Below are 17151 nucleotides of genomic sequence, written 5' to 3' on the forward strand. Positions count from 1 at the left end.
TGTTATTCTTCTATAATTTTAGAAACGACTAAATAGCCTTTTTTCTCTTTTGGGAAGTTTTCGATGATGATTTGCTTTTCAACTGAAGAACTTTCAATCACTTCGTCTTCTCTTAAATCATCTAACGACACGCAGTTATTACGATTATCATTAAAAGAGGTGTTATTTGTTGCTTGTGCATTTTTAATTACATCAAATAATTTGTTTACAGCCTCACTTGGCTGCGCTCCTTTAATACTCGACAAGATGTCGACGGTCATAATTTTACTCATGTCTGATTCATTTATGGGTTAAAAAAAAGCCTTCCGAACTCGGAAGGCTTTTTCATATATTTTAAACAATAACCTTCCTCTCCTAACTTCTAGGATTATTGAAATTATTATTGTTATTAATTACTGTCATTTTTATTTATTCGTTCTCAAATATATAGAGAATAAACATACTTTCCATTATTTTTTTAAGTATACGATGAGGTATTATTGATTTATTAAAAAAGTTGAAAATAAATTAATGTTTATATAATGAAAACGTTGTTTGGGTTTAATTATTAAAATGGATTTTAGTGAAATGAAATTTGATATTGCAGAACTGCCATGCCTTTATAGTCTTTTTGCTCTAAAGTAACAGCATCAAAGATAGGTCGGTGCTGATATCCTAAACTTAATTTATTACCGTGAGAACCATTTACCAGGAAGTTTACCGTAAAATCGTAAACCGTCATATTTTCATTTAAAGCATCCCAGTCAGAATGTTGAACAGCAATATTAGGTTGGATAACCGTAGGAAGGTTTAAAACTTGGGTTTGTTTAAAGGCATAACCAAACTGTCCGTACCAGGTTGTTCCTGTTCCAATCATTGGGAATGCAACACCCGAACCATTAAAGTCGGTTCCGCCTCCGGTTGTTGGGTTATTCGCTCCAACATTTCGAATGTAGTCTTTTCCAAAATCATAATTGAAATAGCCCAAATAAGCCGTAATTGCATTGCCATTTGATAACGGAAGATTTAAGAACGAATCTGCTGCAAAATGTGAAATGTCGTAAATGTTAGTGTCCTCAAGGTTCGCGTCTCCATCACTCATAGCTTCGGGTTGGAATTGAAAACCTCCTCCTATATTAAAGACTTTTTTCTTTTGCAGATAAGTACCTGTTTGATAGGCAGATTTGTTAGATTCATGTTCAAAGAATTGATATTTTACATAGGCAGAACTTTTTACCCTGGGTTTGTTGTTAGCAAAGTTAACAGCGCCATCAGGAATTTTTTGTACGTAAAAAGGTCTGTTAAATGTCATTCTATAATCGAGTTTGCCAGCCTGACCTTTAATCCAAAACCCGAATAGGCGACCTATGTCATCATTAATTTCAACAGAGTTTAAAGTAAATAAAGGAGAGTCTAATCCCATTAATGTTTTACTTGAACGAATATTCCAGCGGTTTAAGCCCTGCCAACCCGATTTTCCAAAGCCAACTTCAAAATATTTAGCAAAAGAATATTCTGCATATAAGTCTAAAACTCCAATAGGGAAGGTGTCACCTTTAAAGTTGTAATTATTTCCTCCAAACATGGCGTAAGCATATATTTTGGGGGTAATTTGAGCAGATACAGGAATACGTAACCTACGAATAGATATATCGAAAAACTCGTTGGTCGGTTCACCATGTATTTCAGAACCGTCATTCAAGTCGGAATACCTGAGCCAGAATTGCGAAGTAATATTCCAGTTTAAGGTAGGTTTAAATTTTTCATTTTCTTGACTTAATAGGGTTGCAGGAAGTATTAAAGATAGTATCAAGCAAAGTGTAAAGGTCTGGTTGTTTATTTTCATAACGGTGGTAAGTTATTTTATAGTTTAGGCAAAGTTATAGCTAACTAAATGATGAAAATGTGACAAACATCATGTTTGATATGAAATTAAGCCATTTAAAATAAATAGACGGAATTTTATTCAAAAATCTGTTTTTTTGGTTGGTTAAGAGAAAGAAAATAAGGGTTTAAATGCGCTGTAGTGGATTTTGTAAAAAATTAGATTTCAGGAATTGATTAAAATTAGTAAAATCCATTTTAAGGTGCTTTTTAAGCGATTTAAGACGTTTTTAAGTAATTAACAATTGTTGATAATTTATGGATAAAGTCGATAAAAAGCTTTTTGAAAGGCTTGTTATTTCGTATATTTGTTTGTACTGATAAAATGATGCATGTGCGTCATTTTTTTATGCGATAACTAGATTAAAATTTAAGATAATTTCGAAATATGAGCGAAGCAAAAGAAGAATTTAATAAGAACGGTTATTCGGCCGATAGTATCCAGGCTCTTGAGGGAATGGAGCACGTACGTATGCGTCCGTCGATGTATATTGGAGATGTTGGAGTTCGTGGATTACATCACCTGGTATATGAGGTGGTAGATAACTCGATTGATGAGGCTTTAGCCGGACACTGTAACAATATAACTGTAGCTATAAACGAAGATAACTCGATTACTGTTGAAGATGATGGTCGTGGTATCCCTGTAGATTTACATAAAAAGGAAGGAATTTCGGCGCTTGAGGTTGTAATGACTAAAATTGGTGCCGGAGGAAAGTTTGATAAAGATTCATATAAAGTATCTGGTGGTTTACACGGGGTAGGTGTGAGTTGTGTTAATGCGCTTTCAGAGCATCTTAAAGCCACGGTACATCGTGATGGTAAAATCTGGGAACAGGAATATGAAAGAGGTAAATCGTTATATCCAGTAAAAAATATAGGAGAAACCGATAAACGTGGAACAATTGTAACGTTTAAACCCGATGCAACTATTTTCCAGCAAACCTTAGAATATAGTTACGATACTTTAGCAAGTAGAATGCGTGAGTTGGCGTATTTAAATAAAGGTATTACGATTCATTTAGTTGATAAGCGTGCTAAAAAAGAAGACGGAGAATTTGAAGGAGAAACATTCCATTCAGAAGAAGGTCTTAAAGAATTTATCAAGTATTTAGATGCGACTCGTGAGCCGTTAATGCAACATGTTATTTCTTTTGAAGGCGAGAAAAATGGTGTGCCTGTAGAGGTAGCTATGGTGTATAATACATCGTATGCTGAAAATTTACATTCTTATGTAAATAACATTAATACGCATGAAGGAGGAACACACTTATCAGGGTTCCGTCGTGGATTAACGCATACCTTAAAGAAATATGCGGATGAGTCTGGTATGTTAGACAAATTAAAGTTTGACATTGCCGGTGATGATTTCCGTGAAGGCTTAACAGCTATTGTATCTGTAAAAGTAGCAGAACCACAATTCGAGGGACAAACAAAAACGAAATTGGGTAACCGTGAGGTTTCTGCTTGTGTTAGTCAGGCAGTATCTGAAATGTTAGCCGATTATTTAGAGGAACACCCAGATGATGCTAAAACCATTGTGCAAAAGGTGATTTTAGCGGCTCAGGCACGTCACGCAGCACAAAAGGCACGTGAAATGGTTCAGCGTAAAACCGTAATGAGTATTGGTGGTTTACCTGGTAAATTAAGTGACTGTTCAGAGCAGGATCCAGCAAAATGTGAAGTGTTCCTTGTTGAGGGAGATTCGGCAGGTGGTACTGCAAAACAGGGTCGTGATCGTGCATTTCAGGCTATTTTACCATTACGAGGTAAAATTTTGAATGTTGAAAAAGCGATGACTCACAAGGTGTTCGAAAATGAGGAGATTAAAAATATCTTTACTGCGTTAGGAGTTACTATTGGTACAGAAGAAGATAGTAAAGCTTTAAACTTATCGAAATTACGTTATCATAAGATTGTAATTATGTGTGATGCCGATATTGATGGTAGTCACATTGCTACGCTAATCTTAACATTCTTCTTCCGTTATATGAAAGAGTTAATTGAAGAAGGTCACGTATATATTGCAACACCACCTTTATACTTAGTTAAGAAAGGTAATAAAAAGCAATATGCTTGGACAGATAAAGAACGAGATACGATTGCAGAAGAGTTTGGAGGTAGTGTGAATGTTCAGCGTTATAAAGGTCTTGGAGAGATGAACGCAGAACAATTATGGGATACCACAATGAACCCAGAATTCAGAACACTGCGTATGGTTCAAATCGATAATGGAACGGAAGCCGATAGAATCTTCTCAATGTTAATGGGAGATGAGGTGCCACCTCGTCGTGATTTTATTGAAAAGAATGCTGTTTATGCTAATATTGATGCGTAATCTGTTTTTATTATAAAATTAAAAAGTCGCTTATTTTAAGCGACTTTTTGTTTTTTAAAGAGAACGGTTTTTAAAAGTCGAAACCTACTGAAAACTGCCATACGCGGTTTTTCGGATTGCCTTCATCGTAAATATCTCCCATTCCTAAATGGTATCTGGCACCAAATGAAACGCCAGAATCTGTTTTAAAACCTGCGCCGAAATTTATACCCCAATCAAAATTGTCTGGTTCGGTTTCTATCAATCCATCAAAAAATAAGCCTTTATATTCCTCTTTGTGTGATATGGCTAAACCTACTTGCGGCCCAGCTTCAAGGAAGAAATTGTTATCGGGATATAACTTGAGCATTAAAGGTAGATTTAAATAATCCAGCTTTTGAGTAAACGTAGCATTATTGGTTTCCAGTTCATAACCTTGTTGAGAGTATAGGAATTCAATTTGTAAGGCTATATTTTCATTCAGAAAAGATTCACCATAAATACCTAAATGAAATCCGTGACGTTGTCCGGTTTCAAAGTCATCATCATATTGTACAGCAGCTAAATTGTAACCGCCTTTGATGCCAAAATTTGAATCTTGAGCAAAGGTGCTTATGCTTAAAAATAAAGCACCAAAGGTTGTAAAAAATAAATTTTTCATGATTTGTAGGTTAAAAAAAATTAAAGGGTTATTTCCCGCCGTTCGCTTGTAAATCGGCCAAGCATTTTGGGTCTAGTTCAGGCACTGTTCCTGCGTTAAAAAGGTTACCAAGGTTCGCCGAGCTTTCGGCAGCCCAATACATTAGGCAGCTTTCAACATCACAATGTTTGTCATGTTCAGGATCTTCATGATCTTCGGTCATGGCGGTTCCTAAGTTGGTAAGACCCAAAATATGACCAAATTCGTGGTTAATTACTGTAGATTCTAAAGTGCCACGATTGGGTTCGTATCTACTGTCACTGTATCCGTGAATGGTTTCTTCATAAATAACAAACGAGGTGTTTCTATAGGCTGTACCTAGCACAACGCTGTCCTCATCGTTCTGTTCAGATTCTCCATCGGCAAAAAACATCCAAATAGCAATTTGATTTTCGGTATTGTAAAGTGTACGATTGTCTTCTTCAATAGCTGCTATTTCTTTGGTGGTATATGGAGATTCACCAGGAGAGGGAATCGAACGACTTTCTACAGTAATACCATTAGGTTTGTGTATTCTGTCATTTAAAAAATTCCTAAAATTATTTACTGCAGTTGTTGTTGGTTCAAAACCTTCAACATAAACTAATTCTATTATCAGACTTTTGTAGGTGTCATCAGAAAGGATGTCGTAAGCCGAACTCCCTGTTGACTGTTGGTTTTCAATTTTGTAATTGTTAGAATTATTGGAATCTTCGTTAGTACACGAATTAAGAACCAATACAGCAGCAAGGAGTAGAAGCAGTTTGTTTTTCATGACTGTAAATATAACTTTTTTTAAAAACAGCCACCTAAAAGAGGTGGCTGTTTTTATTATAACATACGCTAAAAGTATAAGTGTGGTTTTATTTTTTTAAGGAAATATGGGATACAAATTATCATGATTCTGAAAATGGATATTAATAGTGTCGCTAAGACATCCGACATCCGTGCCTATAATACTTCGTTACCCTTTACTCCAAATGTGAGTTTCAGATTTCTGTTTTAGTGTAAAATAAAAATCGTTAAAATGTTAATTTTAAACGTTGAAACGTATAGTGTGGTGTATTTTTTCTACTTTTGGTAATAACCCTAAACTTAAACAATGAAAAAGATTGCTTTATTCGTGTTTTTAGGATTGTCTGTATGGACTTCTAAAGCACAAAACGATGTTGATGCCTTGCTTGCAGCGGGAATAGATGACGCGCAACGGTTTACTAACGATTATTTAGCTCCTTCTACCAATGGTTTAATGTATAGCATGAATGCCAATTGGTTTAATACGGCGGATGCTAAACCTTTGGGAGGATTTGAAATTTCAGTGATAGCCAATGCATCTCTAATTAGTAAATCGGATAAGTCTTTTTTGATGAATACTAATGATTACGAAAATGTACGTTTTGTAAGTGGTTCATCATCTCAGAATGTGGCAACGGCTTTAGGAGAGAACAATCCAGATGTATTGGTAGAGATAACCTATGATGACCCTATTTTTGGAGAGCAAACCGAACAAATTGAGTTACCTTCAGGTATAGGTAATGCTAGTGGGAATTTATTGCCTTCGGCGTTTATTCAAGGTGGAGTGGGGCTTATTAAGGGTATAGAAGTGAAAGCGCGCTTTATGCCTGAAATAAAAACCGATGAGGTCGCCTTTAATATGTATGGAGCTGGATTGCAGTTTGAAGCTACCAAATGGTTGCCTGCCGATAAATTATTACCAGTGGCACTTTCCGGGTTAGTAGCTTACACCCACCTTGGTGCTTCTTACGATTTAACAGAATCTTCTGGTGTTGATGGAGAAAATCAGAAGTTAGAAAACGATACCAGCACCTGGTTATTTCAGTTAATAGCTTCAACTAAATTACCCGTTATTAATTTCTATGGAGGTGTTGGGTATATTAACGGAAAATCGGAATCTGATTTATTGGGTACTTATCGTGTGTCTAATGGTTTAATTACAGCAGAAGACATTGTAGATCCATTTTCGGTGTCAAGTAAGGTGTCTGGTTTTCGTGGAACTGTAGGGACAAAATTAAAAATTGGATTTTTCAGATTTAATGCCGAATACCATTTAGCCGAATTTAATGCCTTTTCTGTAGGACTAAATTTTGGGTTTAGATAAGTCAAAATTTACATAACAAAAATATATTCAAAAAGTGTAAGATTTAATCTTGCACTTTTTTTATTTAGAGTATTTTAATTCGTAAATTTGGAAGGGAAAACCTAAGCTTTTTAGCTATTCCTAGCTAAACAATTTCCTAAGTTCTATCTTTTTATAACATTGAGAAAATTCAAAATAAAATATTAAACTATAAAACATTAAAATATGAAAGTTACAGTAGTAGGTGCAGGAGCAGTAGGTGCGAGTTGCGCAGAGTACATTGCCATTAAAAATTTTGCATCAGAAGTCGTTTTAGTAGACATTAAAGAAGGGTATGCCGAAGGTAAAGCCATGGATTTAATGCAAACTGCTTCGTTAAATGGCTTTGATACAAAAATTACGGGTGTAACAGGAGATTACAGTAAAACAGCAGATAGCGATATTTGTGTTATTACTTCAGGAATTCCAAGAAAACCGGGTATGACTCGTGAGGAATTAATTGGTATTAATGCTGGTATTGTGAAGTCTGTCGCAGCAAGCTTAATCGAACACTCACCAAACACCATGATTATTGTTGTAAGTAACCCAATGGATACAATGACGTATTTAGTACACAAAACAACAAATTTACCAAAAAATCGCATTATTGGTATGGGTGGGGCTTTAGACTCAGCTCGTTTTAAATACCGTTTAGCTGAAGCGCTGGGTGCGCCTATTAGCGATGTAGACGGAATGGTTATTGGTGGTCATAGCGATACCGGAATGGTGCCTTTAACATCTCATGCTACAAGAAATAGTGTAAAAGTGTCTGAATTCTTAACGGAAGAGCGTTTAGAGCAAGTGGCTGCCGATACTAAAGTTGGTGGAGCAACGCTTACCAAACTTTTAGGAACATCGGCGTGGTATGCACCTGGAGCTGCAGTAAGCGGATTGGTGCAAGCTATTGCCTGCGACCAGAAGAAAATATATCCGTGTTCAACTTTATTAGAAGGTGAATATAATTTATCAGATATCTGTATTGGTGTTCCGGTAATTTTAGGAAAAGACGGTATTGAAAGTATTGTTGATATTCCTTTAAGTGAAGCCGAAAAAGCACATATGCAATCAAGTGCCGAAGGGGTTAGAAAAACCAATGGATTACTTGAATTATAAGATACTAAGAGAAAATTTTAGATATTTTAAGGAAAGACTGTAGAAATACAGTCTTTTTTTTATATTTGGCGCATGAGAACAAAATGGTACTTTGGTGCTTTAATCGTATTAATTTCCTTTTTAGGTATTTATCAGAACAGAACGTCTGAGCCTAACCAGGAGATTGTGCTGCAATTCACAGATGTTGAGGTAACGTCTGATGAAGCCCATAGTGCTATTCAGGAAGTAACTCATCAACTACAAACCATAGGCGCGGATGCCGTTCAGGTAAAGCAGTTACAAAACGGAGAGGTAGTTATTGCTTACTATAGTGCAACCGATGTGGCCAGCATTAAAGCGTTACTTGCTGAAGACGATTTGTTACAAATTGGTTACGCTAGTACTAAAGGCGATAATTTACCATCAGAAAAAGACTCAAAAACCTATAAGTTCGATGTTTTTGAAATCCATAAAGCCAACGATTCACCGTCTGGTTTTGGAGGAAAACACATGCTGAGTGCAAAACAGGACTTCGATAGGTTTTACAATCCTCATACTTATTATTTTAATACGTTAGAAGACGTTAATAGCAACCATACTAGTGTTGAAGTAGCGTTAAAAGTATTTAGAGAGATAGCCGTTGCAATAGATAATACAACGGGTAATATTCCAGAGGTACGAGCCGGCCCTATATCTTTGGGGTTAGCTTAAAACATGTTAGAATTGGGTTTTTCAATCCATAATTGTGTAATACTTCTGTTTTAAAAAAGGCTTCCCAACAACTCAAATTATACACTTAAAGCTTCTAAAAGTGAATTCATTTTTGGAGCACCATTAATTACAATTTTAATTAACTAAAAAGCGTGTCAACGTTTATTGCATCACCTGTGGTGGCGTCAATAAGCAAGACACAAAATCAACAAAACATGCAAAATAAAGGATTAGTAAAACTATTTGCAGTTTTATTCGGATTGGTTAGTATTTATCAGCTATCATTCACGTTTAAAGCGAACCAAATAGAGAGCAAGGCAGAAGAGGTTGCCATTAACAATGTTCCGGAAACGGAAGACCATTACAGAGCAAAGCGTAGTGCTGAAGAATTAAATTATTTAGACGCTGTTGCTAATGATACGGTATTTAATATCGGTATCGCTAAATTCACTTATAATGAAGTGAAACAAAAAGCCATGAACCTTGGTTTAGACTTAAAAGGAGGTATTAATGTAATTCTTCAGGTTTCTGTAAAAGACATCTTAAAGGGATTAGCAAATCATACTAAAAACCCTGTATTTAATAAGGCTTTAGATGATGCTTCAGAATTACAAAAAGATTCACAAAACACATATTTAGAAGATTTCTTTATCGCTTTCGATAAAATTAAAGAAGATACTAAATTAGCGTCTCCAGATATTTTCTACACAAAAACTTTAGATGGTGAGATTGATGGAAGCATGTCTGACGATGAAGTTAAAGTGGTTATCGAAAGAAAAATTGACGAGTCTATTGTTTCGGCTTTCGAAGTATTACGTAAGCGTATCGATGAGTTTGGTGTAACATCTCCAAACATTCAGCGTTTAGGAACTTCTGGGCGTATTTTAGTTGAGTTACCAGGGGTTAAAGATATTGAAAGAGCAACTGCTTTATTACAAAGTACAGCTCAGTTAGAGTTTTGGGATGCGTACAGAGGAGAGCAGTTCTTCGGATTCTTAACTCAGGCAAACGAAACATTAAAGGATGTTGTTGATACAAAATCTGAATCTGCAGAGGTTGAAAGTAACGATCAGGAAGATGCACAGGAAGATGCTATTGACGATCTTTTAGGTGATGCGACTACAGATTCTACAGCTGTAGATACAGTAAACCCAATTTTCGATTTAATCCGTGGTCCAGGGTACCAAGGAGGTCCAATTGTAGCTTACTTTGAAGTTGCAGACAAAGATCAAGTATTAGAATACTTAAACATGCCACAAGTAAGAGCATTACTTCCAGCAGAAATGCGTTACGTGAAGTTTGCTTTTGGTAAACCAGAAACAAACAGTGAAGTTGTTGGTTTATACGCTTTAGCAGGAAACAGAGATAACGAGCCACAATTAAGTGGAGCTGTAGTAACCGATGCACGTCAAAACTACGGACCAACAGGAAAGCCAACAGTTTCTATGCAAATGAATGCTAAAGGGGCTAAAATCTGGGAAGAAATGACTGGAGAGGCATTTACTAATGGAAGCCAAATAGCTATTGTTTTAGATAACGTAGTATACTCTGCGCCTGGTGTAACAACGGGACCAATCTCAGGAGGTAATTCTGAAATTTCAGGAAACTTTACATTAAATGAGGCTATCGATTTAGCGAACGTATTACGTGCAGGTAAATTACCGGCATCTGCAGACATTATTCAAAGTGATGTTGTAGGACCATCTTTAGGACAGGAAGCAATTGATAGTGGTACTATGTCGTTCATGATTGCTTTAGCTTTAGTATTAGTATGGATGGTAGTTTATTATGGTAAAGGTGGTGCTTTTGCCGATGTAGCGATGTTATTAAACATCTTATTAATCTTTGGTATCTTATCAGGATTAGGAGCAGTGTTGACGTTACCTGGTATTGCGGGTATCGTATTAACTATTGGTATGTCGGTCGATGCGAACGTACTTATTTTCGAACGTATTCGTGAAGAACTTGCCAAAGGTAAAGGACAGAAGGAAGCTATTCAAGATGGATTTAGCAATGCGTTATCGTCTATTTTAGATGCGAATATTACAACTGGTTTAACAGCGTTAATATTATTCGTATTCGGTACAGGGCCTATTAAAGGTTTCGCTACAACATTATTAATTGGTATTGCAACATCGTTATTTACAGCAATCTTTATTACAAGATTATTAATTGATTGGTATGCAAACAAAGGTGGAAGTCTAGATTTCTCAACAGGAATTACAAAGAATTTATTCAGAAACATCAATATAGAATTCCTTAAGAAACGTAAGTTGGCTTATATCATTTCTGGTGTTGTTATAGTGTTAGGTTTAGGTTCTTTGTTTACTAATGGTTTAGATCAGGGTGTAGATTTTGTAGGAGGTAGAACCTATAGAGTGGTATTCCCACAAGATGTTAGTGCTTCAGAAATAAAGAGTGTTTTATCACAGCCTGATGTATTTAATAGTGCAGATGCTAAAACTGTAGGAGCAAGCAACAGCTTAAAAATTACAACGAAGTATAAAATTGATGAAACAGGTAAAGAAGTAGACGAAGAAATCAGAACAAAATTATTCGATGCTATTCAGCCTTATTTAGGAGACTTAACGTACGAAGAGTTTATTGATAATACTAACGTAAATAAAGTTAACGGTTTAATGGAAGCTTACAAGGTGAGCCCTACTATTGCAGATGATATTAAACAAGCATCATTCTGGGCGATTTTAGGATCGTTAATCGTAGTGTTCCTTTACATCTTATTCCGTTTCAAAAAATGGCAATACTCTCTTGGTGCTGTTGCGGCGGTATTCCACGACGTATTAATCGTATTAGGGGTATTCTCATTAACTTATAAGTTTATGCCGTTTAGTATGGAAATTGACCAGGCGTTTATCGCGGCTATCTTAACAGTAATTGGTTACTCGTTAAATGATACGGTGGTTGTTTTCGATAGAATTCGTGAATACTTTAACGAGCATACCGGATGGGATTTCGGTAAAGTGGTTGATGTATCATTAAGCAGTACATTAAGTAGAACATTAAATACCTCGTTAACCACTTTAGTGGTGTTATTAGCCATCTTCTTCTTTGGAGGTGATTCTATCAGAGGGTTTATGTTTGCATTAATTGTTGGTGTAATTGTTGGTACATATTCATCACTATTTATCGCAACGCCGGTAATGTTCGATACGGTAAAACGTTTAGAAGATAAAAAGAAGAAAAACTAGTTTAGTTAGTTCTTAAAATAGAGAAGCCTATCACATCGTGATAGGCTTTTTTTATGGTTTTAAACGAGAGGTCATACGTTAAATTTTTCGTGCATTCCATTAAAATTAGTCATCTTTGTAAGGCTAAGTTTTAAAAATGAATTCAAAAATATTAAAATATATAGTCTTTGGTTTTGCTCTATTATTAGGTGTAAACGGTCTATCACAAAATATTAAAATTAAAGGCGTGGTTGTCGATAAAAATAGTCGGCAGCCTTTAGCTTATGCGACGATTGTGGTGGCTGATACTAAAACAAAACAGGCTATAACTGGAGGTATTACGGCAGATGATGGAGCTTTTATGGTGGAAACCAAAGCGTCTGATTTTTATATAGAAGTGACTTACATGGGGTTCATTTCAAAAACATTTACAGAATTTAAGCTTAAAAATCACACAATCGATTTAGGAACGATTGCTTTAGAGGAAGATGCCTCACAATTGGATGAAGTTGTAGTTCGGGCAGAAACATCCCGAACAGAATTTAAGTTAGATAAGCGCATATTCAATGTAGGAAAAGATATTGCCAGTACGGGAGCTAGTGCTTTAGAGTTGCTTAATAATGTACCCTCGGTTAATGTAAATATAGAGGGAATTATTAGTTTGCGTGGTAGTAGCGGCGTACAGGTTTTAATAAATGGAAAACCATCGATTCTTACCGATGAAGGAGGCGCTTTGGGTAGTATTACTGCAGACATGATTGAAAGTATCGAGGTTATTACCAATCCCTCAGCAAAGTACGATGCCGAAGGGACGTCTGGAATCATTAATATTATAATTAAAAAAGAAGAACGGAAAGGGCTTAATGGTTCGGTGAGTTTAAATACAGGTGTTCCCGATAACCACAGTATCGGTTTAAGTTTAAATAGACGCTCTGAAAAGTTTAATTTATTTACACAATTGGGGTTAGGAAGACGCAGTTATCCAAGAGATCGTGAATACAGAAATACCGATTTATTTAATAACACAGAACTTTATAACACGGGTAAGCAGTATCGAAACGAAAAGTTTTATAATGTCATTCTGGGCACAGATTATTATGTTAATCCTAATAATGTCATTACGTTGTCTGGAAATTTTGCTTATGAAGTCGAAGATCAGCCATCTCAAAATAATTTTGAATTGTACGATGCCGACGATGCATTGGTCTCGTCATGGAAGCGTAATGAAACTACGGAAGCAACCAACCCGAAATGGCAATATGAATTGCAATATAAAAAGGATTTTGAAGATCATGAAGACCATGATTTGCTATTCAGTGCTTTAGGGCATTCCTTTGCAAAAGATCAGTCTTCTTTATTTAATGATACTACAATTTCAGAAGAAGATAGAGATGCTGTTCAACGTACGAGAGCAGATTTCAGCGAAAACACCTATACTTTTAAATTAGATTATACCAAACCGTTTTCGGAGCAATGGCGTATGGAAACTGGCGCTCAGTATGTTTTAAATGATGTTAGCAACGATTATCAGGTTGAAAATTTAATTAATGATGTGTTTGAAACAGATGAAGGTTTAACGAACATTTTTAATTACAACCAAAAGGTGTTGGGATTTTATGCTACTGGTGCTTATGAAGGTGAGAAGTGGGGTATACAGGCGGGACTTCGTTTGGAGCAAACCGATTTAGAAACCTTACTGGAGAATACTAATGAACAGAACAATCAGAATTATTCAAATTTGTTTCCTAGTTTGCATTCGTCTTATAAAATATCAGAAGTCGTTTCGTTACAGGCGGGGTATTCCAAGCGTATCTTTAGACCCAGATTATGGGATCTAAATCCGTTTTTTAATATTAGAAATAGTTTTAGTATCCGTCAGGGAAACCCCAATTTGATGCCTGAATTTACCAACTCGTATGAAGTGACTAGTATTTTCGATATTGGAAAAACGGCTCTTAATTTTGGTGTGTATCATCGTTACACAACCGATGTGGTCGAGCGTATAACAACATCGGTGAACAACGTAAACACAACACGTCCTGAAAATATTGGAACGAATAGTACTTATGGTATCGAATTCAACAGCAAATACAGTCCCATACAATGGTTAACCTTGAATATCGATTTTAATTATAATGGGTTTAAGCGCGATGGTACTTTTGAAGATCGTGTTTTTGATTTTAAAGGTGATCAATGGACCTCGAAGCTAATGGCTAAATTTAAACTTCCATCGAGTATCGATTTTGAGGTCACAGGAAATTATCAGTCGGGCTATCAAAACATACAAAGTGATGTTAGTGATATGGCCTTTTTAGACCTTGGATTACGTAAAAAAATATTAAAAGGAAAAGGGGTGTTGAATATTGGTATTCGTGATGTCTTTGCTTCCAAAATTGAAGAAAGTTATACAACGCAAGACACGTTTTTGTCGTATAACAGAAGCATGCGCGGTCGCTTTTTTTCTGTAGGTTTTAGTTATGGCTTTGGAAAAGGGGAAGCTATGGAATACTCAGGAGGCCGACGCCATTAGTGTGTTTTTGTAAACCCGATACTGTCCATAACAGACAACTGCCATTGTTCTGACAGTCCTGCATTGATTTCTAATACATATTTTGCCGGAGCATTAGACGGTAAAGAGGATTCATCAAAAGGTTTAGCATTTTTCTGAAAACTTACAATTTTGTTGTTTTCGTCAATATAAATAATGTCAAGAGCGATTCTGGTATTTTTCATATAGAAGTAACGCTCTCTTACATCGTCAAAAATAAAAAGCATGCCTTGTTTTGGTTTCATGGCATCTCTATACATCAATCCTGTTTGAATGTCGAAATCGGTATCGGCGATTTCAATATCCAGTTTTACCTGCGTAGAATCGGCCTTAAAAATGGTAAGCTCACCTTCTTTGGTGAATGTAATTTCGGTTTGCTTTACTTCTTTTTTTTCTTCTTTACAGCCTGTAACATTTAATGTAATACAGGCTGAAAGTAAGAAATAATATATTTTTAAACTGTTAAAGGTCATGTTAAACAACAGGTTGTTTTGGTTTGTAAACAAACATGAAATACAGACCGATAATAATAAACGGAATACTTAACCATTGTCCGGTGTTTAACCCAAACCAGTTGATGTATTCGTCGCCTTGAGGTTCTTTAACGAACTCAACAAAGAATCTGATGGTCCAAAGTAAGATTAGGAACAAGCCGAATAAAAATCCGGTTTGATCTTTTTTCGTGGTTTTAGAGTAGAAAAACCATAAAATCAGGAATACAAAAATATAACAGAACGACTCGTATAATTGTGCCGGGTGTCTGTAAGGTACGGCCTCAAGTAAATTTTGAAACTGCGGATTTGTTGTTACAGCATGGTAAGCTTCCTGTACATCTTTAATACCTGTTAATTGTACAATCTGACTTTTGTAATATTGGTCTTGAATAAAACGTACACCAAAAGCAGAATCGGTTACCTTTCCTATAATTTCAGAATTAATAAAGTTTCCTATTCTAATGAATACAGCACCTGAAGCTACAGAAATCACCACGCGATCTAAAATCCAAAGCAAGGATTTGTAATTGTATTTTTTACGATATAAATACATACCAACAATAATTCCAATGGCAGCACCATGACTTGCTAAACCTTGGAATCCGGTAAATTCAATGCCACCTTTAAATCGGAATGGTAAAAAGATACTGAAAAAGTCTTCAGAAATTAATTCAGATTGATAAAACAAAACATGTCCTAAACGAGCCCCAATCATGGTAGCCAGAACAGTGTATATAAATAAAGGGTCTAAATATTCCAATGAAACTTTTTCTTTGGTGAAAATACGTTTCATAATAAACCAGCCTAAAACGAATGCGGTTACCCACATGAGGCTATAAAAGTGTAATTTGAAATTTCCAATGATATCGATGCCTGTTACGGGATTCCAATCAAATTTTAATAGGTACATAAGTTTTGTTTTTCTTGAATAGGTGTAAGTTGTTCTTTTGGTTTAAAGTGCTTCTATAATTTCAACTTCAAAAATTAAGTTCGCACGAGGTGGAATACCGCGATTACCCATTTCGCCATACCCTAAATGATACGGAATAAATAAGGTAGCTTTATCGCCAACGCTAAGTTGCTGCAAGCCTTCTTTAAAACCAGGAATCATACGCGCATCTGGGCTAATTTCGGCTTCTATTGGTCTGTACATTTCTGCATCACGTTTTCCGGGATTTACCATATCGTGTGCTTCGGCTACTTCTAATTTACTTGTGTCAAAGAGTTTTCCGTCTTCCATATATAAACTATAGTCAGTTAAAATGATGGCGGTGGTTGGTAATTTTTTACCATCGCCCTTTTCGCTGATATAGTATTTTAAACCAGAAGGCAGGGTAGTGGCTTCTGCTTTTTGGTGCTCAAATTTTTCTTTAGTAGCTTTTAATAATGCTGCGTGTTTTGCAGCTTTTTCTTTTTCTAGGCGTTCAGCCTCAATAAAATGATTTTCAAAAATATCCGGAGCATCAAAACCTCTGGCATCTTTACCTTTACGGATGATGTTTAGTTCTTTAATATAGACGGTGTCGATTGGTGCATCCATTATATCTGTTTTTACGCTGGCAATGCTATCTTCAACATCTAATCCAATAACCAATTCTCCAAAAACAGAGTGTTTATTGTCTAAGTGGGGTGTAGCTCTGTCGGTAATGAAAAATTGACTTCCATTGGTGTTAGGACCAGAGTTAGCCATAGATAAAATACCTACTTTATCGTGTTTTAACTCTGGAGAAAATTCATCCGTAAATTTATATCCAGGTCCACCTGAGCCATTACCTATAGGGTCGCCACCCTGAATCATAAAACTATCTATTACACGATGGAATATGGTGCCGTTATAAAACTTTTTCTTTTTATAATTTTCGGCGACCATCGTATTGGTGCCTTCAGCTAAAGACACAAAGTTGGCTACGGTAACCGGTGTTTTATCATAGGTTAATTTAGCGACCATAACGCCTTTACTGGTTACAAATTCAGCATAAATACCATCTTCAAGTTCAGGGTATTGTGCTTTACATGAGGTTAAATTAGCAAGTAGTAGAACTACAAAAAATAGTTGAACTGAAATTTTTAACTGTTTCATGTGGTTTTTTAATTGTTTATGGGAAATAGTTGGTTTATATTT

The 17151-nt window shown here is 35.8% G+C and carries 13 protein-coding genes; 6 read left to right on the forward strand and 7 right to left on the reverse strand.

Annotation, left to right across the window (positions count from 1 at the left end; all coding sequences use genetic code 11):
• Positions 1 to 2 precede the first annotated feature (2 nt).
• Together RBH94_RS09940 and RBH94_RS09945 are read right to left on the reverse strand one after the other, a co-directional pair.
• Positions 3 to 272, reverse strand: a complete 270-nt coding sequence (locus RBH94_RS09940; protein ID WP_307880765.1) for a hypothetical protein — start codon at positions 270 to 272, stop codon at positions 3 to 5.
• Between the two features lie 287 nt (positions 273 to 559).
• Complete coding sequence (locus tag RBH94_RS09945; protein WP_307880766.1) at positions 560 to 1825, reverse strand: porin; 1266 nt, start codon at positions 1823 to 1825, stop codon at positions 560 to 562.
• Between the two features lie 426 nt (positions 1826 to 2251).
• On the opposite strand from RBH94_RS09945, the gene gyrB reads away from it, so the two are divergent.
• A complete protein-coding gene (gyrB, locus tag RBH94_RS09950) occupies positions 2252 to 4201 on the forward strand; it encodes a DNA topoisomerase (ATP-hydrolyzing) subunit B (protein ID WP_307880767.1) in 1950 nt (649 codons plus the stop codon).
• A gap of 70 nt (positions 4202 to 4271) precedes the next feature.
• Here gyrB and RBH94_RS09955 read toward each other — a convergent pair whose 3' ends face one another.
• Positions 4272 to 4841 (reverse strand): porin family protein, encoded by a 570-nt coding sequence (locus tag RBH94_RS09955; protein ID WP_307880768.1) that lies wholly within the window; start codon positions 4839 to 4841, stop codon positions 4272 to 4274.
• Positions 4842 to 4869: 28 nt separating this feature from the next.
• On the reverse strand, positions 4870 to 5634 hold the full coding sequence (locus tag RBH94_RS09960) for a membrane metalloprotease (protein WP_307880769.1): 765 nt from the start codon (positions 5632 to 5634) through the stop codon (positions 4870 to 4872).
• A 327-nt stretch (positions 5635 to 5961) separates the two neighbouring features.
• Here RBH94_RS09960 and RBH94_RS09965 point away from each other — a divergent pair, with 327 nt between their 5' ends.
• The 5 genes from RBH94_RS09965 (at position 5962) to RBH94_RS09985 (ending at position 14517) form a co-directional block, all read left to right on the forward strand.
• Positions 5962 to 6978, forward strand: a complete 1017-nt coding sequence (locus RBH94_RS09965; RefSeq protein WP_307880770.1) for a DUF6588 family protein — start codon at positions 5962 to 5964, stop codon at positions 6976 to 6978.
• 204 nt (positions 6979 to 7182) lie between these two features.
• A complete protein-coding gene (locus RBH94_RS09970; RefSeq protein ID WP_307880771.1) occupies positions 7183 to 8109 on the forward strand; it encodes a malate dehydrogenase in 927 nt (308 codons plus the stop codon).
• A 72-nt stretch (positions 8110 to 8181) separates the two neighbouring features.
• The gene (locus tag RBH94_RS09975) at positions 8182 to 8799 is read left to right on the forward strand and encodes a hypothetical protein (RefSeq protein ID WP_307880772.1); all 618 of its coding nucleotides are present in this window, start codon (positions 8182 to 8184) and stop codon (positions 8797 to 8799) included.
• A 215-nt stretch (positions 8800 to 9014) separates the two neighbouring features.
• Positions 9015 to 12008, forward strand: a complete 2994-nt coding sequence (secDF, locus tag RBH94_RS09980; protein WP_307880773.1) for a protein translocase subunit SecDF — start codon at positions 9015 to 9017, stop codon at positions 12006 to 12008.
• A 136-nt stretch (positions 12009 to 12144) separates the two neighbouring features.
• The gene (locus RBH94_RS09985; protein WP_307880774.1) at positions 12145 to 14517 is read left to right on the forward strand and encodes an outer membrane beta-barrel family protein; all 2373 of its coding nucleotides are present in this window, start codon (positions 12145 to 12147) and stop codon (positions 14515 to 14517) included.
• Here RBH94_RS09985 and RBH94_RS09990 read toward each other — a convergent pair.
• From RBH94_RS09990 to RBH94_RS10000, 3 genes are read right to left on the reverse strand one after another with little or no spacing between them, the layout of a single operon-like run.
• On the reverse strand, positions 14514 to 15008 hold the full coding sequence (locus RBH94_RS09990; RefSeq protein ID WP_307880775.1) for a DUF192 domain-containing protein: 495 nt from the start codon (positions 15006 to 15008) through the stop codon (positions 14514 to 14516). The two genes, RBH94_RS09985 and RBH94_RS09990, sit on opposite strands and share 4 nt — an antisense overlap.
• A gap of 1 nt (position 15009) precedes the next feature.
• Positions 15010 to 15939 carry a prolipoprotein diacylglyceryl transferase gene (gene lgt / locus RBH94_RS09995; RefSeq protein WP_307880776.1) on the reverse strand — a complete coding sequence of 310 codons (930 nt, stop codon included), beginning with the start codon at positions 15937 to 15939 and terminating at the stop codon, positions 15010 to 15012.
• 42 nt (positions 15940 to 15981) lie between these two features.
• The gene (locus RBH94_RS10000) at positions 15982 to 17109 is read right to left on the reverse strand and encodes a peptidylprolyl isomerase (protein ID WP_307880777.1); all 1128 of its coding nucleotides are present in this window, start codon (positions 17107 to 17109) and stop codon (positions 15982 to 15984) included.
• Between the last annotated feature and the right edge of the window lie 42 nt (positions 17110 to 17151).

This window comes from Aestuariibaculum sp. YM273, assembly GCF_030908365.1.
Lineage (GTDB): Bacteria > Bacteroidota > Bacteroidia > Flavobacteriales > Flavobacteriaceae > Aestuariibaculum > Aestuariibaculum marinum.